19 protein-coding genes are annotated in these 21072 nt (G+C 71.5%); 8 read left to right on the top strand and 11 right to left on the bottom strand.

Annotated features, from left to right (window positions below; genetic code table 11):
- Nucleotides 1–28 precede the first annotated feature (28 nt).
- From ACFFJC_RS15205 to ACFFJC_RS15180, 6 genes are all read right to left on the bottom strand, one after another.
- The gene (locus ACFFJC_RS15205; RefSeq protein ID WP_379488332.1) at nucleotides 29–481 is read right to left on the bottom strand and encodes a tRNA (cytidine(34)-2'-O)-methyltransferase; all 453 of its coding nucleotides are present in this window, start codon (nucleotides 479–481) and stop codon (nucleotides 29–31) included.
- 76 nt (nucleotides 482–557) lie between these two features.
- Entirely contained in the window at nucleotides 558–1304 is a 747-nt protein-coding gene (locus ACFFJC_RS15200; protein WP_379488331.1) for a DUF2059 domain-containing protein, read from the bottom strand.
- Nucleotides 1305–1566: 262 nt separating this feature from the next.
- Nucleotides 1567–2451, bottom strand: a complete 885-nt coding sequence (locus tag ACFFJC_RS15195) for a LysR substrate-binding domain-containing protein (RefSeq protein WP_379488330.1) — start codon at nucleotides 2449–2451, stop codon at nucleotides 1567–1569.
- Nucleotides 2452–2501: 50 nt separating this feature from the next.
- Complete coding sequence (locus ACFFJC_RS15190; protein ID WP_379488329.1) at nucleotides 2502–3425, bottom strand: hemolysin family protein; 924 nt, start codon at nucleotides 3423–3425, stop codon at nucleotides 2502–2504.
- Nucleotides 3426–3447: 22 nt separating this feature from the next.
- Complete coding sequence (gene ybeY / locus ACFFJC_RS15185; RefSeq protein ID WP_379488328.1) at nucleotides 3448–3939, bottom strand: rRNA maturation RNase YbeY; 492 nt, start codon at nucleotides 3937–3939, stop codon at nucleotides 3448–3450.
- Between the two features lie 295 nt (nucleotides 3940–4234).
- Complete coding sequence (locus ACFFJC_RS15180) at nucleotides 4235–4705, bottom strand: peptidylprolyl isomerase (RefSeq protein WP_379488327.1); 471 nt, start codon at nucleotides 4703–4705, stop codon at nucleotides 4235–4237.
- Nucleotides 4706–4873: 168 nt separating this feature from the next.
- Here ACFFJC_RS15180 and mgtE point away from each other — a divergent pair, with 168 nt between their 5' ends.
- Nucleotides 4874–6307 (top strand): magnesium transporter, encoded by a 1434-nt coding sequence (mgtE, locus tag ACFFJC_RS15175; RefSeq protein ID WP_379488326.1) that lies wholly within the window; start codon nucleotides 4874–4876, stop codon nucleotides 6305–6307.
- A 25-nt stretch (nucleotides 6308–6332) separates the two neighbouring features.
- Nucleotides 6333–6734, top strand: coding sequence for a DUF1489 family protein (locus ACFFJC_RS15170; protein ID WP_379488422.1), 402 nt, complete (start codon nucleotides 6333–6335; stop codon nucleotides 6732–6734).
- A gap of 181 nt (nucleotides 6735–6915) precedes the next feature.
- On the opposite strand, the gene nudC is transcribed toward ACFFJC_RS15170, so the two are convergent.
- From nudC to ACFFJC_RS15155, 3 genes are read right to left on the bottom strand one after another with little or no spacing between them, the layout of a single operon-like run.
- Complete coding sequence (gene nudC / locus ACFFJC_RS15165; RefSeq protein WP_379488325.1) at nucleotides 6916–7842, bottom strand: NAD(+) diphosphatase; 927 nt, start codon at nucleotides 7840–7842, stop codon at nucleotides 6916–6918.
- Nucleotide 7843: 1 nt separating this feature from the next.
- Nucleotides 7844–9148, bottom strand: coding sequence for a serine hydrolase domain-containing protein (locus ACFFJC_RS15160; protein ID WP_379488324.1), 1305 nt, complete (start codon nucleotides 9146–9148; stop codon nucleotides 7844–7846).
- A complete protein-coding gene (locus ACFFJC_RS15155) occupies nucleotides 9145–10230 on the bottom strand; it encodes an A/G-specific adenine glycosylase (protein WP_379488323.1) in 1086 nt (361 codons plus the stop codon). The genes ACFFJC_RS15160 and ACFFJC_RS15155 overlap by 4 nt, the downstream gene beginning before the upstream one ends.
- Before the next feature lie 29 nt (nucleotides 10231–10259).
- Here ACFFJC_RS15155 and ACFFJC_RS15150 point away from each other — a divergent pair, with 29 nt between their 5' ends.
- The 4 genes from ACFFJC_RS15150 (at nucleotide 10260) to ACFFJC_RS15135 (ending at nucleotide 15896) form a co-directional block, all read left to right on the top strand.
- Nucleotides 10260–10847, top strand: a complete 588-nt coding sequence (locus tag ACFFJC_RS15150; protein WP_379488322.1) for a DUF721 domain-containing protein — start codon at nucleotides 10260–10262, stop codon at nucleotides 10845–10847.
- Nucleotides 10847–11569 (top strand): thioredoxin domain-containing protein, encoded by a 723-nt coding sequence (locus ACFFJC_RS15145; RefSeq protein WP_379488321.1) that lies wholly within the window; start codon nucleotides 10847–10849, stop codon nucleotides 11567–11569. Before ACFFJC_RS15150 ends, ACFFJC_RS15145 begins: the two co-directional genes overlap by 1 nt.
- A 106-nt stretch (nucleotides 11570–11675) precedes the next feature.
- On the top strand, nucleotides 11676–12437 hold the full coding sequence (locus ACFFJC_RS15140) for a thioredoxin domain-containing protein (RefSeq protein WP_379488320.1): 762 nt from the start codon (nucleotides 11676–11678) through the stop codon (nucleotides 12435–12437).
- Nucleotides 12438–12458: 21 nt separating this feature from the next.
- Entirely contained in the window at nucleotides 12459–15896 is a 3438-nt protein-coding gene (locus ACFFJC_RS15135) for a chromosome segregation SMC family protein (RefSeq protein WP_379488319.1), read from the top strand.
- Nucleotides 15897–15916: 20 nt separating this feature from the next.
- Here the strand turns inward: ACFFJC_RS15135 and ubiA are convergent, their stop codons facing one another.
- The gene (gene ubiA / locus ACFFJC_RS15130) at nucleotides 15917–16831 is read right to left on the bottom strand and encodes a 4-hydroxybenzoate octaprenyltransferase (protein WP_379488318.1); all 915 of its coding nucleotides are present in this window, start codon (nucleotides 16829–16831) and stop codon (nucleotides 15917–15919) included.
- 140 nt (nucleotides 16832–16971) lie between these two features.
- Here ubiA and ACFFJC_RS15125 point away from each other — a divergent pair, with 140 nt between their 5' ends.
- A complete protein-coding gene (locus ACFFJC_RS15125; RefSeq protein WP_379488317.1) occupies nucleotides 16972–17730 on the top strand; it encodes a 16S rRNA (uracil(1498)-N(3))-methyltransferase in 759 nt (252 codons plus the stop codon).
- Nucleotides 17731–17786: 56 nt separating this feature from the next.
- Nucleotides 17787–19175 (top strand): glutamate--cysteine ligase, encoded by a 1389-nt coding sequence (locus ACFFJC_RS15120; protein ID WP_379488316.1) that lies wholly within the window; start codon nucleotides 17787–17789, stop codon nucleotides 19173–19175.
- A gap of 18 nt (nucleotides 19176–19193) precedes the next feature.
- Here ACFFJC_RS15120 and ACFFJC_RS15115 read toward each other — a convergent pair whose 3' ends face one another.
- Nucleotides 19194–20519 carry a methyltransferase family protein gene (locus ACFFJC_RS15115; protein WP_379488315.1) on the bottom strand — a complete coding sequence of 442 codons (1326 nt, stop codon included), beginning with the start codon at nucleotides 20517–20519 and terminating at the stop codon, nucleotides 19194–19196.
- Nucleotides 20520–21072: the final 553 nt, after the last annotated feature.

The raw sequence follows: 21072 nt of genomic DNA, 5'->3' as shown, positions 1-21072 counted from the left end.
GCGGCGAGCCGCGGCCCGCGAGGCGCGATCAGCCAGGCAGGCTGGCCGTCTGGCGCAGGGCCTCGCCCAGCGCCAGCGCCGCCGTGGTCGCCAGGTTCATCGAGCGGACCTCGGGTCGCATGGGAATCCGCAGCCGGGCGTCGCTCGCTTCAGCCACCACGGCCGGCACCCCGGCGCTTTCCTTGCCGAAGAGCAGGACGTCGTCCGGCGCAAAGGCGAAGGCATAGGCCGACTGGCTGCTCTTGGTGGTGAACAGCACCAGCCGGCGCCCGCCGATCGTGCTGCGGAAGGCCTCGAAGCCGGCGTGGCGCACGACGGTGACGTGGTCGATGTAGTCCATTGCCGTGCGCCGGACGCGCTTGTCGTCCCAGGCGAACCCCATCGGCTCGATGAGGTCCACCGCCGCGCCCATGCAGGCGCCGAGACGCAGGACGGCGCCGACGTTGCCGGCGATCTCGGGTTCGAAGAGAGCGATGCGCATCCCTCCCCTTGCCGAGAGCGCGGGTGCATCGCAAGCCTGCGATCCCGTCTCCGGGCCCGTATGCGCGCCCCGGACGCTATTGCCCCTCTGCCGCCGCAGCGGCCTTTGCCGTCTCCTTCTTCTCGAGCTCTTCGGGCGAGATGCCGAGGATCTTCGCCAGCTTGACCTTTTCCGCCTGCGTGAGGTCCGCGTACGTGCGCGGCGCCGGCAGCTTGGCGGTGGCGAGCTTCATCTTCTCGACGATCGCGGGCATCGCCTGCATCATCTGCGGCATCATTGTCTGCATCTTCGACATCACTTCGGGCGACATCATGACGATGTACGAATCGGCGGCGTAGGCCCTCCCCGTCGGCGTCGCGAAGAACCGGTTGAGTTCGCTGAGCTGCGCGGTGTCGAAGCGCTTGGCGTAGGCGCTGGCCAGGCCATCGCGGATGTCAGGCTCGAACTTCGTCATCAGCGTGCCCATCTCGCCCATCATGACACGGGTCGAAACGCGCATCCGCTCCTTGTAGGCGGGGTCGTAGATCTCCATGATCTCGGCCAGGGAGCCTTCGCCGATCGTGTCGGCCTCGACCCCGCTCACCCCCGCCAGGTCCTTCAGCGGCATTTGCATGGTGGAATCGAGGATCGCATCCATCATCTTGTCCATCGTCGCCCCCATGATCCGGGCGTAAGTCCCCGAGGGAAAGACGAAGTCGACGGTCTGCCGCGCCGCCTCTAGCCTGGCGGGGTCGCCCACGACCGCCGGGGCTGGCTCGGCGGCCAGCGCGGGTGTCGCACAGGCCAGCAGCCCCGCTGCGGCGGTAAAAAGCACGGAACGCATCATATTTTCCCCCTTGAGGTCGCATGGACCGAACCTGTGCAAGCTAGACCGAGCCGCCGGCAGCGGAAAACGAAATCGCGGGCATGGTCGTTCTTTGGCGTCAAGCGGGGTGCTCGCTTGCTCAGCTTGTCGCAGCATGGGAGCGCGCGCCCGCCGCTGGGCCTTCGACAGGCTCAGGCTGAGCGGGTTCGGAAGGTGGCTCTAGAGCGATGCGCCCTGTCGCTTGCCGTCGCGCGGCGAGCGCGCCCCGTCCGCCGGATGGCTAAAGCCCGGCTTGCAGCAACCACTCGTGGAAGATGCGCACCGGGCGCGATTCCAGGGACTTGGGGCGACAGACGAACCAGTAGCGATAGGGGCTCTCGACGTCGATGTCATAGAGCCGCGCGAGGCGGCTGTCGTGGGCTCGGCGGAAATGGTCGTCGTGCATGATCGCGATGCCCAGCCCCTGCGCCGCCGCTTCCAGCACCAGCTGGCCCGAATCGAACCGGTCGACCGAGGCGGGATCGATATCCGGCAGGCCGATCGCCTTCTTCCAGGCGTCGACGCTCTCGGGAAGGTCCTGGTGGATGAGGAAGGTCTGGCGCGAGAGCTTGGCCTCGTCGGGCTCGGGCCCGAGTTCCTCGGCCAGCTCCTTGGAGACGATCGCATAGACCTTGTTGTGGTCGAGCTGGACCCGGTAGAACTGCGGGTCCGGCTCACGGGCAAGGATGATGGCGGCATCCAGCGTGTCGCCCACGCGGTCCTCGAGATGGGCGCCGGTGTCGATGTCGATGTGCAGCCGCGGGTGCAGCTTGCGCAGCTCGGGGAGGCGCGGGAACAGCCGCTGGCCGCCGAACAGCGACGGCACGCCCAGGTGCAGGCGCAGCACCTGGCCGCGGTCGATCTGCGCCTCCACGGCCTCGGCGAGTTCCTCCAGCTTGGGGGCGATGGCGTTGTAGAAGGCCTGGCCCTCGTCGGTCAGCTTCATCGCCTGGTGCTGGCGGGTGAACAGCCGCTTGCCGGTGAAGTCCTCCAGCGCGGCGACGCGGCGCGACAGCGCGGAGGGGCTGAGTGCGAGTTCGTTGGCGGCGGCTTTGGCGGAGCCAAGGCGCACCACGCGCACGAAGGCTTCGAGCGCACGCAGGGGGGGAAGTCGGCGTACTGGCAATTCCTGGGTCTTTTCACTCGCTTGTGCCGGCACCGGGCGCGGTGGCGACTTCAGTCTGCCTCTCTGTCCAAGTCCTCCACCGGCGGGAGCAGCCGGAGCCGCGTGACGTGCCGTTCGTTGCCGTCCGTCACCTCGATGCGCCAGCCGCTGTCGTGATCGAGCACGGTGCCGACCTGCGGCACCTGGCCGGCCAGGACAAAGGCGAGCCCGCCCAGCGTGTCCACCGATTCCTCCACCTCGGCAAGCCGGGGGTCGATGCGGCGCGCCACTTCGTCGAGTTCCACGCGGGCGTCCGCGTCCCACATACCGTCGCCGATTGCAACGAGCAATTCCTCGGGCGCGTCGTCGTGCTCGTCCTCGATGTTGCCGACGATCTCCTCGACGAGGTCCTCGATGGTGATGATGCCGTCGGTGCCGGTGTACTCGTCGATCACCACCGCGAGGTGGATGCGCTGGGCCCGCATGTCGGCGAGGACGTCGAGCGCCCCGCGCGACTGCGGCACGTAGAGCGGCTGGCGCATCAGCCGGGTCCAGTCCTCGGGCGGCGGAGCGCCGCGGGCGAGCAGCGGGAAGACGTCCTTGATGTGGATCATGCCCCGGATCTCGTCGAGCGTCTCGCCATAGACGGGCATGCGGCTATGGCCGTGTTCGGCGAAGGCTTCGACCACTTCGGCCCAGCTGGCAGAGGCCGGGATCGCGATGATCTCGCCGCGCGGGATCGCCACGTCGTCGGCATCGTGCTCGCTGAAGTGCAGGAGGTTGCGCAGCATCTGCCGCTCGATCGGCGAGAGATCGCCGTTGGCGGCCGAGCCTTCGGCGCGGTCCCCCTCGTGCTCGTTGATCACTTCCTCGAGCTGGGCCCGCAGCGACTGGTCCGCGTCGGATTGGAATAGCCTTCGGAAGACACGCCAAAGCGTGCCGCTACTGTCCCCTTCTCCCGAGCCGGACTCGGTGTGGCGGCCATTGTCGGCCATCGTGCGTGCTGATCCCTGTTGCCTACGAACGGTCCCCATATGGGTCGGGAATGCCGAGAATCGCAAGTGCCTTTGTTTCGAGCGCCTCCATCGCCTCGGCCTCGGCCTCGGACGTCTCGTGGTCGTGGCCGGCGAGATGGAGGAGCCCGTGGACGATCAAGTGGGTGGCATGGTCCCGCACCGACACGCCTTTTTCCGCGGCCTCGCGCGTGCAGGTCTCGCAGGCGAGCGCCAGGTCGCCGAGCATCTCGGGCGGCCCGGCGGGCGCGAGGCCGAGCAGGTCGTCGCGCTCCAGCATGGGGAAGGAGAGCACGTTCGTCGGCTTGTCCTTGGCGCGCCATTCGCGGTTGAGGACGTGGACTTCGGCATCGCTGGTGAACAGCACGCTGGCGACGAGGCGCGGATGGTCGAGCTCCGGCGCGATCCCGGCCAGCGCCTCCAGGGCGCGCTCGGCCAGGTCGGCCCAGTCGAAGCCGGCGGGCCAGGGCTCTTCGATGTCGATTTCGAGGTCCATGGTGGCGCTTTAGCCGAGCCTGCGGCGCGGGTCGAGCCGACAACCACCCAGTTCCCGCCGCCCGGCCCTGGGCTCCGCGGATGTTGCGCCGTTCCGCGGATGGTGATGATCCCCCGGGAACCCCGCTCATCCTGAGCTTGTCGAAGGATGGATCGCGCCGCATGTCGGGGGCCTTCGACAGGCTCAGGCCGAGCGGGAGGAGAGAGAAACAGGAACAGCGGACGGCGCGAGGGACGGCCATACGAAAAAGGGCAGCCCTCGCGGACCGCCCTCTCGCATCGTTCAAGCGCGCAGATCAGCCTTCGCTGACGGTCGCCTTGACGATCTTGCCCGGCTCGCGCGGCGGCTCGCCCTTGGGCAGCGCGTCGACGTGCTCCATGCCTTCGACCACCTGGCCCCAGACGGTGTACTGCTTGTCGAGGAAGGTCGCATCGTCGAAGCAGATGAAGAACTGGCTGTTGGCCGAATGCGGCGCGCTGGTGCGCGCCATCGAGCAGACGCCGCGCACGTGCGGCTCGGCGTTGAACTCGGCCTTCAGGTCCGGCTTGCTCGAACCGCCCATGCCGGTGCCGTTGGGGCAGCCGCCCTGCGCCATGAAGCCGGGGATCACGCGGTGGAACTTGACGCCGTCGTAGAAGCCTTCGCCCGCCAGTTCCTTGATGCGCTCGACATGGCCGGGCGCGAGGTCGGGGCGCAGCTTGATCTTGACGTCGCCGCCCTGATCGTTGCCGGTGTCGAGCGTGAGGGTGAGAAATTCGTCAGCCATCGCCAGTCTCCTTCTGCCGGCGCAGGTCACGCACCGGTTGGCTTGGCGCCCGATATAGGCGCTGGCAGGCGCTTGTCACTATTCGTCGTTCGCGGCTCGCCCCGGCCGGAAGGCGGAGAAACGCTCTCCTCCGGTTGCAATTGCGAAGCGAGCGCGTAGACCGCCAGCATGAGCGACGCGGACCTCAAGGACGACCTGCCCGGCGAAGCGGACGAGGCCGCGCGCGGCGAGGCGGAGTCGGGGAGCCTCGACGAGGACAACCGCCTCAAGCCCGAGTTCGTGCGCAACGTGAAGGAGGCCCTCGACGACGAGGACTCCGACCGCGTCTACGACCTCGTCGAGCCGCTCCACCCCGCCGACATCGCCGACCTGTTCGAGCTGGTGGACGAGCGCGAACGCCTGGTCCTCGCCCGGTCGATCCGCGACCTCATGGGCGTCGAGGTCATCGCCGAGCTGAACGACTGGGTGCGCGAGGCGCTGATGGAGGCGCTGCCCGCCGACGTCGTCGCCGAGATCGCCGGCGAACTCGACACCGACGACGCCGTCGCCATGCTCGAGGACCTCGATGAGGAGGACCAGCAGGCGGTCCTCGCCGAGATGGAGCCGGAAGACCGCGCCGCGATCGAATCGGCGCTGTCCTACCCCGAGGAATCGGCCGGGCGCATGATGAGCCGCGACTATGTCGCGGTGCCCGAGACGATGACGGTGGGCGACGTCATCGACTACCTGCGCGAACACCGCGAGCTGCCGACCGAGTTCTGGGAGGTGTTCTGCGTCGATCCGATGCACCGCCCGGTGGGGGCCTGCGCGCTTTCGTGGATCCTGCGCTGCCCGCGCAACATCCCGCTCTACGACGTCATGGCGCGCGACCAGACGCTGATCCCGGCCGACATGGACCAGGAGGAAGTCGCGCTGCGCTTCCAGAAGTACGCGCTGATCTCGGCCGCGGTGGTGGACACCTCCGGCCGGCTGATCGGCCAGATCACCGTCGACGACATCGTCCACATCATCCAGGAGGAGGCCGGCGAGGACGCGCTGCTGCTCTCCGGCGCCGGCGACGGCGACATCAACGAGCCGATCCGCGAGGCCTATTCGGCGCGCGTGCGCTGGCTGATCGCCAACCTGCTGACCGCGACGCTGGCCTCCAGCGTGATCGCCCTGTTCGAGGGCACGATCCAGAAGATGGTCGCGCTCGCCACGCTGATGCCGATCGTAGCCGGGCTCGGCGGCAATGCCGGCACTCAGACCCTGGCGGTCACCGTGCGCGCGCTCGCCACCAACCAGCTCACCGCCAGCAACGCCTGGCGCGCGGTGCGGCGCGAGCTGTCCATCGCGCTGCTCAACGGCGGCACCGTGGCGGTGGTGATCGGCGCGGTGGTCAGCGTGATCTTCGGCAACCTCGTGCTCGGGGCCGTGATCGCGCTCGCCATGATGACCAACATCGTCATCGCCGGCCTCGCGGGCGTCTTCGTGCCGCTGACGCTGGAGCGGCTGAAGGCGGACCCGGCGATCGCCTCCTCCATCTTCGTGACGATGACTACGGACTCGATGGGGTTCCTCGTCTTCCTGGGCCTGGCGACGCTCTCCGGGCTGGTGGGCTAGGCGGAGCCACCCTATCTTGGCGGCGATGCCGCTGCACATGACCAAGATCGCCTATTCCGCCGACAGCCCCGCCAGCCTGCGCCAATGGCTGGAAAGCCACGCGGAGACCGGCGCGGCGCTGATGACCACCCGCTACCTGCCCAAGCGGCACGAGGAGATGGTGGGCGGCTCGCTCTACTGGATCTTCGAGCACGCGCTGATCGGCCGCTCGCCGATCCTCGGCTTCGACCAGCGCGAGGACGGGCGCTGGCACATCCGGCTCGAACCGGTGCTGGTCCCGGTCCAGACCAAGCCCAAGCGCGCCCACCAGGGCTGGCGCTACCTGACCGAGGAGGACGCCCCCCGCGACCTGGAGGAAGGCGAGAGCGCCGGCGACGCGATGCCGCCCAGGCTGGCGCGCGAACTGGCGAAGCTGGGGCTCGTCTGAGCGCCTTACCGAGAATAACGGGAGGTGCCTGCGCCGTCCTGAAGACCTGGGTGGGGCGGCATGGGCTTCGACAAGCTCAGCCTGGGCGGGATTGGGAAGTCGGCCTGTCGCCCGCTCGCCCTGCGCTTATCAAAGGGCCACCCCGCCGACCCCGCTCGCCCTGCATGTCGAAGGGTCCCCTTTAGCCCTGCTCCACCCACCAGCGCAGCAGGACATGCGCCACTGCATGCCGGGGCGGTGCGCCGAAGGCGCGGCCCATGTCGCCTGCCTCGATCGCGTCCAATGCGTCGACCACCTCCTCCCGCGTGAACCAGCGGGCGTCCTCCAGTTCGGTCGCGTCGATGGTGATCGCCGGCGCGTCGGCGAAGGCGTGGCAGCCGATCATCAGCGAGGATGGGAACGGCCAGGGCTGGCTGGCGACGTAGGCGACGTCGCGCACGCGCACGCCGGCTTCCTCGAAGACCTCGCGCGCCACCGCTTCCTCGATCGTCTCGCCCGGCTCGACGAAACCGGCGAGCGCGGAGTAGCGGCCGGCCGGGAAGCGGGGCTGGCGGCCGAGCAGCAGGCGGCCCTCGTGCTCCACGGTCATGATGGTGACCGGATCGACCCGCGGGAAGTGCTCGGCCGCGCAGTTCGTGCAGGTACGCTGCCAACCGCCCTTGGCGAGAGCCGTGGGCTGGCCGCAGACGGCGCAGAAGCGGTGGCGCGCATGCCAGCCGACGAGCGCCCGGGCGCCCCCGTAGGCGGCCAGGTCGCCCGGCGCCAGCAGGTTCATCGCATTCCAGCTCGCGGGGCCCGCATGGGGGCCACCCGCAGGGCTGGCGGGAGGAACCGCGGCGAAGCAGGCCCTCTCCTCGCCTTCCAGGCCGAGGAAGACCAGTTCGCTGCCCGGCGCCGCGTCCGCCAGCGTGCCCCATTCCAGCGCGCCTTCGGGCGTGAGCACCGGGTCGAGCCCGTCCAGCTTCAGCAGCCGGGCGCGGGGACCGGCGAGCGCAGCGATCGCCTCCGGGTCGCTGCGCAGGTGGTCGGCCCGGTCGAGCGGCGAGCCGGCGAAGGCGATGGGGGCGGCGATGGGAGCGGCGATCGGGTCGGAAGCGAGGCGGTGCACGTCAGCGTGTCTCCAGCAGGGCCGTCACGTCGGCCTTCAACGCGGCCTGGAACTCGGGCAAGAGGGTGTTGGCGGTGGGCGGCATGAACTGCACGAAGATCTGCGAGCGCAAGCCGCGGACCATGTCGACCATGCCGACCGTGCCGGCGGCGCCCGACCAGCCGAAGATCCCCGCCTCCGCCCCCTGCCCGACGCGGCCTCCGGCGCCGAAGCCCGCCGGTCCGCCCAGCATCGCCGGCAGGCTGACGCCGGGCGGGAGGAGATCGGCCGTGCCGGTCCGCACCGCTGCTTGCGCCAGTACGCGCCGCCCGCCGATCTCGCCCCCTTGCGCGAGCATGCGCAGGAAGCGGTCGTAGTCGCGCGGGGTGCTGACCAGCCCTGCACCGCCGAAGGGAAAAGGCGGCGGGTCGAGGAAGATCGAGGTCTCGCCGCGATCGAGCGGCAGCAGCGTGTCTCCCGCCGCGGCATAGTTGGTCGTCAGCCGGTGCGCCTCGGCGGCGGGAACCCGGAACCACGTGCTGGTCATGCCGGCGGGCGCGAAGATCGTCTCGTGCAGGTAGGCGTCGAACGGCATGCCGGTGACCACCTCGATCACCCGGCCCATCAGGTCGAGCCCCATCGAGTAGCTGAACCGCGTCCCCGGATCGGCGACCAGCGGCACCCGGGCGAGGCGGTCGGCGAAGACGTCGAGCCCGCGCACGGGCTCGCCGCGAAACAGGCCGGGGAAGCGCATGCGGCTGATCTGCCCGGCGACGAGGCCCTGCTCTTCCATCAGCGCCTTGATCGGACCCTGCTGGACGATGCTGTACCCCAGGCCGGAGGTGTGCGTCATCAGGTGGCGCATGGTGATCGGCCGCGGCGCGGGGTGCAGCGCGGTGATCGCGCCGTCGTAGCTGTCCTGCACCTGCATGTGGCGATAGGCCGGCAGGATTTCGTGGACCGGCTGGTCGAGGCCCAGCTTGCCCTGCGCGATCAGGTGCATCGCCGCCATGCCGGTCACCGGCTTGGTCATCGAGTAGATGCGGAACAGGCTGTCGGGCGAGACCGGGTCCGGGTCGACGAAGCCTTCCGATCCGAGGGCCACGAACTCCGGCTCGCGTCCGGGCAGGCCGAGCGAGGCGACCATCCCGGGGAACCGGCCGGGCCCCACCCAGCGCGCGATGAGGGCGCGCACCTGTGGCAGCGAGTCCGGCTCGGCAGCGGCGCGGACCAGGCGGGGGAGCAGCATCGTCCCCAGCCCGGCCGCGGCGCCCAGGCGCAGCAGCATCCGCCTGTCGAGCGCGGCCTGTAGGCTCTCGCGCGTCATGCGTCCTCGCTTTCGGCCAGCGCCAGCCGGGCGGCCTTGGCGAAGAGCGTCGGCAACCCGGCCTCGTCCAGCCGCTCCAGCGGCCACCACTCGCCCGCGCCCGAACCCTCGGCCAGCTCCTCGAACTCCCGTCCGAGATAGATCGAGAGCTCCAGCTCCAGCGCGAAGTGGGTGAAGCCGTGCTCGACCCGTCCCGCGCCTTCCCACGGGCCGGGCAGCGGCGCCGTGCCCGATCCGTCGGCGCGGGCGGCCCAGCCATCGTCGGGCAGCGCGCGCATGCCGCCCAGCATGCCGCTGCCGGGGCGGCGGACCAGCCAGACCTCCTCTCCGGCGGGCGTCTCGCGCGCGATCCAGAAGGCGCGGCCCCGGCGCGATGGCCGCGCCTTCTTCGCAGCCTTGGCCGGGAGCCGCGCCGGGTCGCCGCTCCGGCGCGCGCGGCACTGCGCTGCCAGGGGACACAGCAGGCAGCGCGGCGCGCGCGGGGTGCAGATCGTGGCGCCCAGGTCCATCATGGCCTGCGCGAAGTCGCCGGCGCGCCGCTCGGGCGTGATGGTTGCGGCGTGCGCCCGGATTGTCGGACGGCTTCCGGGAAGCGGCGCCTCGATCGTGAAGAGGCGGGAGACCACGCGCTCGACGTTGGCATCGACCACCACCGCGTGCCGCCCGAAGGCGATCGCAGCGACCGCCGCCGCGGTATAGGCGCCCAGCCCCGGCAGTGCGCGCAGCCCCTCCTCGGTGTCGGGGAAGCGGCCGCCGCGTCCGGCGACCTCGCGGGCGCAGGCCAGAAGGTTGCGCGCCCGCGCGTAGTAGCCCAGGCCCGCCCAGGCCCCCATGACCTCCTCGTCGGCGGCCCCGGCGAGCGCCTCGACGCTGGGCCAGCGCGCGGTGAAGCGCGCGAAGTAGTCCTTCACCGCCGCCACCGTGGTCTGCTGGAGCATGACCTCGGACAGCCACACGCGATAGGGATCGGGCGCCGCCTGACCCGGCCGGGCGCGCCAGGGCAGCTCGCGGGCGTGGATGTCGTACCAGTCGAGCAGGAGGCCGGCGATCGCGTCGCGGCTGGTATCCGAACTGGCGTCCATGCGCGTGCTATGGCATTGGAGCGGCGGCAATGGAACGGGATCGCGGCAAACATTCGGGTGAAGCGGGCAAACCGGCCCGCAAGGCGGCCGGCGCGCGGGGCGAACGCGGCACGCCGCTCAAGCGCTTCGAGCGGCCGCGCGGCGGTCAGGCGCGTCCGATCTCGGAGCTGATGCCCGAAGTGGGCCGCACCGCGTTCCGCCGCTTCGGCTTCGTGCAGTCGAGCGTCGTCACCCGCTGGCCGGAAATCGTCGGCGCCCGCCATGCCCGCGTCTGTGCGCCGGAATCGATCCGCTTTCCGCCGGGCGAGAAGAGCGACGGCATCCTCCAGCTGGTGGTGGTGCCCGCCCATGCCCCGGTCATCCAGCACGTGATCCCCGAGATCGTCGAACGGGTGAACCGCTTCTTCGGATACAACGCGGTCGCGCGAGTCAAGCTGCGGCAGGGCGAGGTCAAGCCGCCCGCTGCTGCGAAGCCGCGCGCGGCGCCGCCCTCGCTCAAGCCGGTGCCGTTCGAACTCGGCGAATCGCTGCGCGACATCGGCGATCCGGAGCTTCGCGCGGTGCTCGAATCGCTGGCGCGCAGCATGAACGCCAGGGACAGCCAGGAAGACCAGTGATGAAGACCCTCCCGCTCGCCGCGCTCATCGCCTGCGCCGCGCTCAGCATCGCCGCCGCGCCGAAGAAGGCCGCGCCCACCGCGCCGGCCGCCACCAACTGGGCCGCCCGCGTCGAGACCATGGCCAACGGCAGCCATCGCCTCGGCAACCCGGAGGCGCCGGTCAAGTTGGTCGAATACGTCAGCTACACCTGCCCGCACTGCGCGCACTTCCACAAGGAGGCCGACCCGGTGCTGCGCCTGACGCTGGTGCCCAAGGGCCAGGTCTCGGTCACCGTCACCAACTTCCTGCGCAACCCGCTGGACCTCACCGTCGCCATGCTCACCAACTGCGGCGACCCCAAGCGCTTCTTCGTGCGCCATTCCGCCTTCTTCGCCTCGCAGGAGCAGTGGCTCGCCAAGGCGCAGGCCGCCAATGCCGAGCAGCAGCGGCGCTGGTACCAGGGCGAGATGCCCGCCCGCATGCGCGCGATCGCCAGCGACCTCGGCTTCTACGACAAGATGGCGAGCTGGGGCATCGGCCGGGCGCAGGCCGATGCCTGCTTGGCCAACCAGCCGATGCTGGACAAGCTGAAGGCGCAGCAGGCCGAAGGCGCCGCGCTCGGGATCGAGGGCACCCCCAGCTTCACGCTCGACGGCGAACTGCTCGACGCGCACGACTGGGCCTCCGTGTCCAAGGCGATCACCGAGAAGGTCGCCCGCCAGCGCGCCGGCAACATCTGATCCCGGGCTGTGGAAGACAGCGTCGAAAGCCGCCGCACCGCGCTTTGCCTTCCGCCGTCCCTGGGCTAGCCCTCTGTCCCAAGACCCCACGCAAGGATTCGCCTCGATGATGCGCAACCGTCTCCGCTCCATCACGCTCGGCCTGCTGGTCGCGCCGCTCGCCCTCGGCCTCGCCGCCTGCGGCAAGAAGGAGGATGCCGCCGCCGGCGCCACCTCGGGCGAGCCGGTCGCCCGCGTCGCCGCGCCCGCGGGCAAGGCTTGGGCCGACGTCGTCGCCAAGACGCCTGACGGCGGCTACCGCCTCGGCAACCCCGACGCCCCGATCAAGCTGGTCGAGTACGGCGCGCTCAGCTGCTCGCACTGCGCCGAGTTCGCCAAGGAGAGCTTCGAGAAGCTGCGCGACGACTACGTCGCCAGCGGCCACGTCAGCTACGAGCTGCGCTACTTCATGCTCAACCCCTTCGACGTGCCCGCCTCGGTGCTCGCTACCTGTGGATCGACCGAGGCGGTGATTCCGCTGAGCGAGCAGTTCTGGGCCTGGCAGCCGACCATGTTCCAGAACATCCAGGCCGCCGGGGACGCGCGGCTGCAGCAGATCAACGCCCTCCCGCGCGACCAGCAGCTCGTCGCCGTGGCGGACGTGGCCGGCATGACCGAGTTCTTCGCCTCGCGCGGGATCTCGCGCGACCAGGGCCGGACCTGCCTGGCCGACACCGCGCGGGCCAAGGCCTTCGCCGACCAGACCCAGAAGGCGACCGACCAGTACGCCGTCACGGGCACCCCGACCTTCATCATCAACGGCAACAACGTCGGCTCGATGGGGTGGAAGGAACTGGAAGCCAAGCTGCAGCAGGCCGGCGCCCGCTGATGCGGGGCTGACGAGACGGCGATGCGCATCCACCGGCTCAAGCTCAGCGGGTTCAAGAGCTTCGTCGAGCCGGCCGAACTGCGCATCGAGCCGGGGCTGACCGGCGTCGTCGGGCCCAACGGCTGCGGCAAGTCCAACCTGCTTGAAGCCATCCGCTGGGTCATGGGCGAAAGCTCGCCCAAGTCGATGCGCGGTGGCGGCATGGAGGACGTGATCTTCGCGGGCACCGACAAGCGCCCGCCCCGCGCCTTCGCCGAAGTCGTGCTCAAGGCCGACACCGCGGCCCGGGCCGACGGCACCCGCGAGGAGCTGGAAGTCGTCCGCCGCATCGAGCGCGGCGCGGGCAGCGCCTACCGCATCAACGGCCGCGACGTGCGTGCCAAGGACGTGGCGCTGGTCTTCGCGGACGCCGCCACCGGCGCGCACAGCCCGGCGCTGGTCAGCCAGGGCCGCATCGCCGCGGTGATCGCCGCCAAGCCCGCCGAGCGCCGCGCCATGCTGGAAGAGGCGGCCGGCATCGCCGGGCTCCACGTCCGTCGCCGCGACGCCGAGCAGCGGCTGCGCGCGACCGAGGCGAACCTCGCCCGGCTCGATGACATCATGGCCGGGCTCGACCGGCAGGTGGCGACACTGCGCCGCCAGGCCAAGGCGGCCGATCGCTACCGGGCCCTCTCCGACCAGGTCCGCCTGGCAGAGGCACGGCTGGTCTTCGCGCGCTGGCGCGATGCCGCCGCCGCCGCCGAGGCCGCGCGCAAGGAGGCACAGGCCGCCGAGACCCGCGTCGGCACCGCCCAGGCGCTTGCCGCAGAGGCGCAGGCGCAGCAGGCCGGTGCCGCCGCGGCCCTGGCCGCCGCGCGGGACGAACTGGCCGACCGGCGCGACGATGCCAGCGCGCAGGGCCACCGCATGGCGACGCTCACCAGCCAGCTCGAAGCCGCCGAGCAGCGCCTCGCCGACCTCGAGCGCCAGCGCACCCGCCTGGAGGAGGACCGCCGCGACGCCGACCGCCTCACCCGCGACGCGGCCGAGGCGCTGGCGCGGCTGGAGCGCGAACTGGTGGAGGGCGAGACGCAGCTCGCCGCCGACGAAGCGCTGCGCCCCCGCTTCGCCAATGCGCTCGACGGCGCCGAGCAGGCCTCCCGCGCGGCCGAGCTCGACCTCGCGCAGGCCACCGCGCGCCAGGCCGGGGTCGAGGCGGAGTGGCGAATCGCCGAGGCCGAGCTGGCGCAGGCCCGCGCGCACCAGGCGCGGGTCGCGCAAGACGCGGGCCGGATCGAGGGGCAGGTCGCCGCGCTGGCCGATGCCGCGGAGCTCGACGCGGCCGGCGCCGCCGCGCGGGCCAGGGCCGAAGCCGCCGCCGCCGCGCTGGCCGAGGCACGGTCGGGGCTCGAGGCGATGCAGGACCGCAAGGCCGCGCTCCAGGCCGAGCGGGATGCCGCCGCCTCGGCGCTGTCCGGGGCGCGCGCCGACCTCACCGGCATCGAGCGCGAGCATGCCGCGCTGCTGCGCGACCGTGAGGCCCGCGCCAAGGGCGCCCGGGCGGCGCACGGATTGCCCGTCGCCATCGACGCGCTGCGCGCCGCGCCGGGCTACGAGCGCGCGCTCGCGGCGGTGCTGGGCCGCGATGCCCGGGCGCCGCTCGGCGTGGTCCCGAACGCCGACGGCCGCTTCTGGACCGGGGCCGAGGCACCCGCCCCGCACCCCGAGACCCTTGCCGCCCACGTCCTCCAGTGCCCGCCCGAGCTCGCGGCCCGGCTGGCGCTGGTCCGCTTCGCCGAGGCCGACGAAGGACAGGCGCTGGCGCCGGGCGAGTGGCTGGTCACCCGCGCCGGCATGCTGCGCCGCTGGGACGGCTTCGTCGCGCGGGGCGAAGGCGCGGCCGAGGCGGCGCGGCTGGAGGCGGAGAACCGCTTCGCGCAGCTCGACGCCCAGCTTCCCGCCTTGCGGACGGCCCTGTCGAAGGCCGAGGCGCGCCAGGGCGAGGCGCAGCGCGAGCTGTCCGGGCTCTCCGCGCGCGTGATCGCCGCCGAGCGGGCCATCGCTGCCGCCGCCGAGGCCGAGCGCACCGCCCTGCGCGCGGTGGACCAGGCCGAGGATGCCCGCGCCCGCCTGCGCGCCCGCCGCGCCGAGCTCGACGCCGCCTTGCGCGAGACTGCGGAGCAGCGCCTGGGCGCGGACGCCGAGGTCTCGGCGGCCGAGGCCAAGCGGGCCGCCCTGCCCGATCCCGCCGCCGGACGGGAGGACCTACAAGTGGCGCAGCGGCGGCACCTCGACGCCCGCTCCGCCCTCCAGCACGCCATGGCCGCGCTCGCCGGGCACGATCAGGCACTCGCCGTCGCGCGTGAGCGGACCACCACCCAGCGCGCCGACATCCGCGGCTGGCAGGCGCGCGCCGGGGATGCCGCCACGCGGCTCGCGCAGATGGCCGGGCGCCTGGAGGAGATCGAGACCGAGCGCGCCGTCGTCGCCGCCAAGCCCGCCTCGCTGATGGCGCAGATCGAGCAGGGCGAGGCGATCCGCGCGCGTCTGGCCGAGGACCTCGCCAAGGCCGAGGCCGTGCTGGCCGGCGCCACCGAGGCGGCGCGCAAGGCCGATGCCGCGCTGAGCTCCGCGCAGGAGGCGCTCGCCTCCGCCCGCGAGGCGCGTGCCGGGGCCGTCGCCCGCGCCGAGAACGAGGACGCGCGCCGGGTGGAGACCACCCGCGTCTCGGGCGAGCGCTTCCAGTGCCCGCCCCCGGTCCTGGCCGAGCGCTTCGCCTTCGCCCCCGCCGAGGTCGGCAGCGCCGAGGTCGAGGGCACGGCGATGGAGCGCCTGGTCGCCGAGCGCGAGCGGATCGGCCCGGTCAACCTGGTCGCCGCGGACGAGCTTGCCGAAGCCGAATCGCAGCTGGGCCTTTCGGTCACCGAGAAGGCGGAGCTGACTGAAGCGGTGAACCGCCTGCGCGGCTCGATCGGGAATCTCAACCGCGAGGGCCGCGAGCGCCTGCGCGCCGCTTTCGAGGCGGTGGACGGCCACTTCCGCCGGCTGTTCACGCGGCTGTTCCAGGGCGGCCAGGCGCACCTCGCGCTCGTCGATTCGGACGATCCGCTCGAAGCGGGGCTTGAGATCTACGCCCAGCCGCCGGGCAAGCGGCTGCAGTCGCTCACCCTGCTCTCCGGCGGCGAGCAGGCGCTGACGGCGGTGGCGCTGATCTTCGGGCTGTTCCTCACCAACCCGGCGCCGATCTGCGTGCTCGACGAGGTCGACGCCCCCCTCGACGATGCCAACATCGAGCGCTTCTGCGACCTCCTGGAAGCGATGACGCAGGAGACCGAGACGCGCTACCTCGTCGTCACCCACAATGCCGTGACGATGAGCCGGATGCACCGCCTGTTCGGCGTGACGATGGTCGAAAAAGGCGTCTCGCGCCTGGTCAGCGTCGACCTCGGCGGCGCAGAGGAGCTGCTGGCGGCGCAGTAGCGGCGGCGATTCAGCGCCGCTCAGACCACCCCGGCGTTGCCGACCACCCAGCACGCGAGCGCCATCACCAGCCCGGCATCGCGGTTGGAGCGGAAGCGGGCGAGCGCGTTCTCGCCGTCCGCAGGATCGAGGGTCACGACCTGGAAGCCCATGTGCAGCGCCACCGGCGCCAGCGCGGCGAGCGCCACCCAGTCGGGTCGCAGCGACCAGAACGCCAGCGCCCAGAACGCCACCGCCAGCGCGTAGAACGCGGCGACACCGCCGCGTACGTGGCCGCCCAGGCGCAGCGCGGAGGAGCGGATGCCCACCAGCGCGTCGTCCTCCCGGTCCTGCAGGGCGTAGATGGTGTCGTAGCCCACGCACCAGGCGATCGCGCCGGCGTAGAGGGCGGCCAGCACTTCCAGCCGGTCCCCGCGGATCTGGACCCAGCCGACCAGCGCCCCCCAGGTGAAGACCATTCCCAGCCACGCCTGCGGCCACCAGGTGATCCGCTTCATGAACGGGTAAGCGGCGACCAGCGCCAGGCTGCCCAGCGCCACCAGCTGGGCCTGCCAGCGCAGCTGGACCAGCACCACCAGCCCGACCAGGCAGAGCACCCCCAGCCAGGCGGCGGCGCCCGTGCGGCTCACGCGCCCGCTGGCGACGGGGCGCTGCGCGGTGCGGGCGACGCGGCGGTCGAGGTCGGCATCGACGATGTCGTTGTAGACGCAGCCCGCCCCGCGCATCGCGATGGCGCCCGCCAGCAGCCAGGCGATCAGCCCCCACTCCGATTCGCCGCCTGCCAGCATCACCCCCCAGACGCAGGGCCAGAACAGCAGCCACCAGCCGATCGGCCGGTCGAAACGGGCCAGCATGGCATAGTCGCGCAGCGGCTGCGGCAGAAGCGAAACCAGCCCGCGATGCTGGCTGTCGGGGACGAGCGAAGGTTCGGACACGAGGCGGTGACTAGTCCATCGAGGCGGCGGTGTCATGGGAAACGTGCTTTCTGCACAGTTCGACGCAAGCGGTCTGGCGATTGCGCCGGCGGCCGGATCGCGCGAAAAGGGCCGCCCCTTGCCGAGGACCCTTGCCCCAGATGCCCGCCACGCCCGCATGGCCGCCCCGTTCGGCCCCCCGCCTCTTCGTCGCCGGACCGCTGGCGGAAGGCGCGCAACTCGCCGTGGAGGGCCAGCAGGCCCACTACCTCGCCAAGGTCATGCACGTGGCGCCGGGCGATGCGGTGATCGCCTGCGACGACGCGACCGGCGAATGGGCCTGCGAGGTCGTCTCCGCCGGCAAGCGCGACGTGGTGCTCGCCGCCCGGCAGCGGCTGCGCCCGCGCGAGGCGGTGCCCGACTTCACGCTCTGCGCCGCGCTGCTCAAGAAGCCCAACTTCGACCTCGTGCTGGAGAAGGCGACCGAGCTGGGCGTGGCGCGAATCCAGCCGCTGGTCACGCGCCGCTGCGTCGCCGACAAGCTCAATCCCGAGCGCGCCGCCGCCATCGTCACCGAAGCGGCCGAGCAGTGTGCGCGCACCGCCCTGCCGGTGCTGGAGCCGGTCACCCGGCTCGAAGCGCTGCTGCGCGACTGGCCGCAGGAGCGCACGCTGTTCTTCGCCGACGAGCAGGGCGGCGCCCCCGCGGCGGCGGCCTTCGCCGCGCAGGCGGGCCCGGCGGCGCTGCTGGTCGGACCCGAGGGCGGGTTCGACGAGGCCGAGCGCGCGCTCGTGCGCGGCCATCCGCAGGCGCGCGCGATCACCCTTGGCCCGCGCATCCTGCGGGCCGAAACCGCTTGCGTCGCCGCCACCGCGCTGTGGATGGCCAGCGCCGGCGACTGGTCCGGGACCCAATCCTAGACCGAGCGGTACAAAAAGTTGTGGCGTCCGCCCGCGCCGCGCACTAATCCGCGCCCATGAGCACCCGTGAGGTTTCGGATCGCGAAGATCCGGTCATCGAGACGCTGGACCAACTCGCTGCGCCGATGGCCGCGGGCGAAAAGCCGCGCGAGGCGTGGCGGATCGGCACCGAGCACGAGAAGTTCGTCTACGACCTCGCCGACCGCCACGCGCCGTCCTACGCGGAGCCCGGCGGCATCCGCGACCTGCTGATGGCGCTCACCGAGTTCGGCTGGGAGCCGCTCGTCGAGGAAGGCCCCGGGGGCACCGCGAACGTCATCGCCATGAAGGGCGCCGACGGCAACGTCAGCCTGGAGCCCGCCGGGCAGCTCGAGCTCTCCGGTGCGCCGCTGGAGAACCTGCACCAGACCTGCGCCGAGACAGGTCGCCACCTGTCCCAGGTCAAGACCATCGGCGAGCGCATCGGCAAGGGCTACCTCGGGCTCGGCATGTGGCCGGACAAGACGCGCGAAGAGCTGCCGATCATGCCCAAGGGCCGCTACGCCATCATGCTGCGACACATGCCGCGGGTGGGCACGATGGGCCTCGACATGATGCTGCGCACCTGCACCATCCAGGTCAACCTCGACTATGCGAGCGAGACCGACATGGCGCAGAAGTTCCGCACCTCGCTGGCGCTCCAGCCGCTGGCGACCGCGCTCTTCGCCAACTCGCCCTTCACCGAAGGCAAGCCCAACGGCTATCTTTCCTACCGCAGCCACATCTGGTCGGACACCGACCCGGCGCGCACCGGCATGCTGCCCTTCGTGTTCGAGGACGGCTTCGGGTACGAGCGCTACGTGGACTACATGCTCGACGTCCCGATGTACTTCGTCTTCCGCGACGGCCGGTACATCGACGCGGCGGGCCTCTCGTTCCGCGACTTCCTCAAGGGCGAGCTGTCGGTGCTGCCCGGCGAGCGGCCGCGCCTGTCCGACTGGCAGGACCACCTTTCCACCGCCTTCCCCGAAGTGCGGCTCAAGTCCTTCCTCGAGATGCGGGGGGCCGATGGCGGCCCGTGGAACCGCATCTGCGCGCTGCCCGCGTTCTGGGTGGGCCTGCTCTACGACCAGGGCGCGCTCGACGCGGCCTGGGACCTCGTCAAGGGCTGGGACATGGAAGGCCGCGAGGCGCTGCGCAGCGCCGCACCCCGCCTCGGCCTCGACGCGCCGCTGCCGGGCGGCGGCACCCTGCGCGACATCGCCGGGGAGGTGCTGGATATCGCCCGCAAGGGCCTCGCCGCACGCGGGCGCCTCAACGGCGCGGGCGAGAACGAGACCGGCTACCTCGAACCGCTGGCCGAGATCGTCGCCAGCGGCAAGGTGCCGGCGCAGAAGCTGCTCGACCTCTATCACGGCGAATGGGGCGGCGACCTCTCGCGCATCTACGCGCACAAGAGCTTCTGAGCAGCCGGCGGCTGCCCGTCAGCCGCGCGGGCGGGGCAGCAGGCGTTCGCCGAGACGCGCGAGGCCGCGGGTGATCGCCGCATTCTCGCCCATCCAGGCGTGGTACGCACGATACTTCGGGTCCTCGGCCAGCAGGTGCGCCTCCTCGGTGCGGGCGCGCCAGTAGTAGATGGCGCTCACCAGCCCGAGCAGCACGGTGTTGCGCACCGCGTCGGTCAGCGAACCGCTGCTGACGAGGAACGGCAGGGTCGAGGCCCACCAGAACAGGTTCTTCGACAGGTAGGCCGGGTGCCGGGTGAAGCGGTAGGGTCCGTTGGTCACCACGCCGCGGTACGTGAGGTTGGAGAAGCGCAGGCCGAAGGCGAGCGTGGCCCAGGCATAGATCGCGGTCAGACCCACCAGCAGCGCCGCCCAGCCCCACGCCAGCAGGTCGTAGGCCGCCATCCAGTGGGCCCAGCCGGGGGTGTTGACCTCGTAGCCCAGCACGTCGGCGCGGCCCATCGTGCCCCAGACGAAGGGCGGATAGCATAGCAGCGCGGCCACCCAGCCGGCGAGCAGCGGGTTGCCGCTGCGGATCTGCGCGTCGAGCGGGCGAAAGGTGAAGAGGTAGCCCACGGTGCCGATCTGGACGTCGACCAGGAACAGCGCCTCGATCACCAACGCGCCGAGCGCGACGGGATCGTGGATCGCGCCGGCGAAGTCGCCTTCCACCACGCGGGCAAAGCCGCCCGGCAGGATCGAGATCATGAAGGCCCCGAAGAACGCCTTGATCGCCCAGGCCCGCCAGTGGCTGCGCACCGGCTCCGCCGCCCAGTCCCCGCGACCCACCAGCATCGCGCCGAAGTGCCAGGCGGCGTCGCGCGGCTCCACCAGCACGCGGTCGAGCCACAGGACGTAAGGGATCGAGAGCAGGAACAGCGGGATCGCCGCGGCGCCCAGCACCTGCATCGCGAAGAGGTATTGGCCATCCCAGTACCAGCGCCCGACGCAGTAGAAGAACGCGATCGCCGCCCAGGTGGCCCACAGACCGGCGAGCTTGGTGATCGAGACGTCGAGGGTCTCGGCCAGCGGGCGGCGGCGTGTCCAGTCGATGCCCGTGGAGGGACGGCGGTGAACCTTGTCGACCAGCAGCGACCAGGCGGTCATCGCCGCGCCGGTGAGGACCAGCGTCGCCACCGCGGCATAAGGCCCGCTCAGCGGCGCGCGCGGACCAGGCAGCGAGAGCGCTTCGGCAAGGCTCGCCCAGTTGCGGCAGACCAGCAGCCAGGCGGCCAGCGCAGCCAGGCCCGACAGGCCGACGCCTGCCGAGACGTCGCTTTCGGGTCGGACCGGCGCGATGCTCATGCCCGCGGGCCTAGCGGTGAATGGTTAACGCCGCGCAAATCGTGGCGCCCAAGCGAAAGCGCCCGCTGGCGAGTGCGGGATTACGCCGAAGAAAACGCAGCCGAAGAATGACATCGGGCCGGCGTCGGGGCGCCCGTGCAGGGGCACGGGGGAGACCGTCTCGTGCGAACGGCCGGGTAGCAGTCGGCGCAGCCCGGCTCGGCCCTGGTCGAAGCGGTTCGGATCGGCGGTGCGGGCTCGCAAACTGGCGCCGTATCCGGCCTCCCGCGGCCGACCTTGCGAAGAAGGGACGAAGGTTGCGGGAAACCTGGGGTGGGGAGGGCCGCAAGCCGCCCTGCCCGATGAACCGCTCCGGTCGGACGCTGCGGCGTGATCACGACTTGTACGCCGTACCCGGCCCGCGACGCCGACCCGAAACACCCGGGCCGACGTGTACACCGCCGCTCGGGATGTCGGGGCTTATAACCTAAATGGTTTGTTCTGTCAAGAGCGGGAGTCTGGCAGGCCCCCTCCACCACCCGCTGCGCGGGCGGTCCCCCTCCCCCTCGCTACG

The organism is Novosphingobium soli (genome assembly GCF_042432915.1).
GTDB lineage: Bacteria > Pseudomonadota > Alphaproteobacteria > Sphingomonadales > Sphingomonadaceae > Novosphingobium > Novosphingobium soli.
This window is presented reverse-complemented; position numbering and strand designations above follow the sequence as displayed.

What these genes read in the sequence shown, in the direction of transcription:
- ACFFJC_RS15205 (WP_379488332.1), bottom strand. Translation starts at nt 481, where the DNA reads ATGCGCATCGCTCTCTTCGAACCCGAGATCGCCGGCAACGTCGGCGCC.
- ACFFJC_RS15200 (WP_379488331.1), bottom strand. Translation starts at nt 1,304, where the DNA reads ATGCGTTCCGTGCTTTTTACCGCCGCAGCGGGGCTGCTGGCCTGTGCG.
- ACFFJC_RS15190 (WP_379488329.1), bottom strand. Translation starts at nt 3,425, where the DNA reads ATGGCCGACAATGGCCGCCACACCGAGTCCGGCTCGGGAGAAGGGGAC.
- ybeY (WP_379488328.1), bottom strand. Translation starts at nt 3,939, where the DNA reads ATGGACCTCGAAATCGACATCGAAGAGCCCTGGCCCGCCGGCTTCGAC.
- ACFFJC_RS15180 (WP_379488327.1), bottom strand. Translation starts at nt 4,705, where the DNA reads ATGGCTGACGAATTTCTCACCCTCACGCTCGACACCGGCAACGATCAG.
- mgtE (WP_379488326.1), top strand. Translation starts at nt 4,874, where the DNA reads ATGAGCGACGCGGACCTCAAGGACGACCTGCCCGGCGAAGCGGACGAG.
- ACFFJC_RS15170 (WP_379488422.1), top strand. Translation starts at nt 6,333, where the DNA reads ATGCCGCTGCACATGACCAAGATCGCCTATTCCGCCGACAGCCCCGCC.
- ACFFJC_RS15160 (WP_379488324.1), bottom strand. Translation starts at nt 9,148, where the DNA reads ATGACGCGCGAGAGCCTACAGGCCGCGCTCGACAGGCGGATGCTGCTG.
- ACFFJC_RS15155 (WP_379488323.1), bottom strand. Translation starts at nt 10,230, where the DNA reads ATGGACGCCAGTTCGGATACCAGCCGCGACGCGATCGCCGGCCTCCTG.
- ACFFJC_RS15150 (WP_379488322.1), top strand. Translation starts at nt 10,260, where the DNA reads ATGGAACGGGATCGCGGCAAACATTCGGGTGAAGCGGGCAAACCGGCC.
- ACFFJC_RS15145 (WP_379488321.1), top strand. Translation starts at nt 10,847, where the DNA reads ATGAAGACCCTCCCGCTCGCCGCGCTCATCGCCTGCGCCGCGCTCAGC.
- ACFFJC_RS15140 (WP_379488320.1), top strand. Translation starts at nt 11,676, where the DNA reads ATGATGCGCAACCGTCTCCGCTCCATCACGCTCGGCCTGCTGGTCGCG.
- ACFFJC_RS15135 (WP_379488319.1), top strand. Translation starts at nt 12,459, where the DNA reads ATGCGCATCCACCGGCTCAAGCTCAGCGGGTTCAAGAGCTTCGTCGAG.
- ACFFJC_RS15125 (WP_379488317.1), top strand. Translation starts at nt 16,972, where the DNA reads ATGCCCGCCACGCCCGCATGGCCGCCCCGTTCGGCCCCCCGCCTCTTC.
- ACFFJC_RS15120 (WP_379488316.1), top strand. Translation starts at nt 17,787, where the DNA reads ATGAGCACCCGTGAGGTTTCGGATCGCGAAGATCCGGTCATCGAGACG.
- ACFFJC_RS15115 (WP_379488315.1), bottom strand. Translation starts at nt 20,519, where the DNA reads ATGAGCATCGCGCCGGTCCGACCCGAAAGCGACGTCTCGGCAGGCGTC.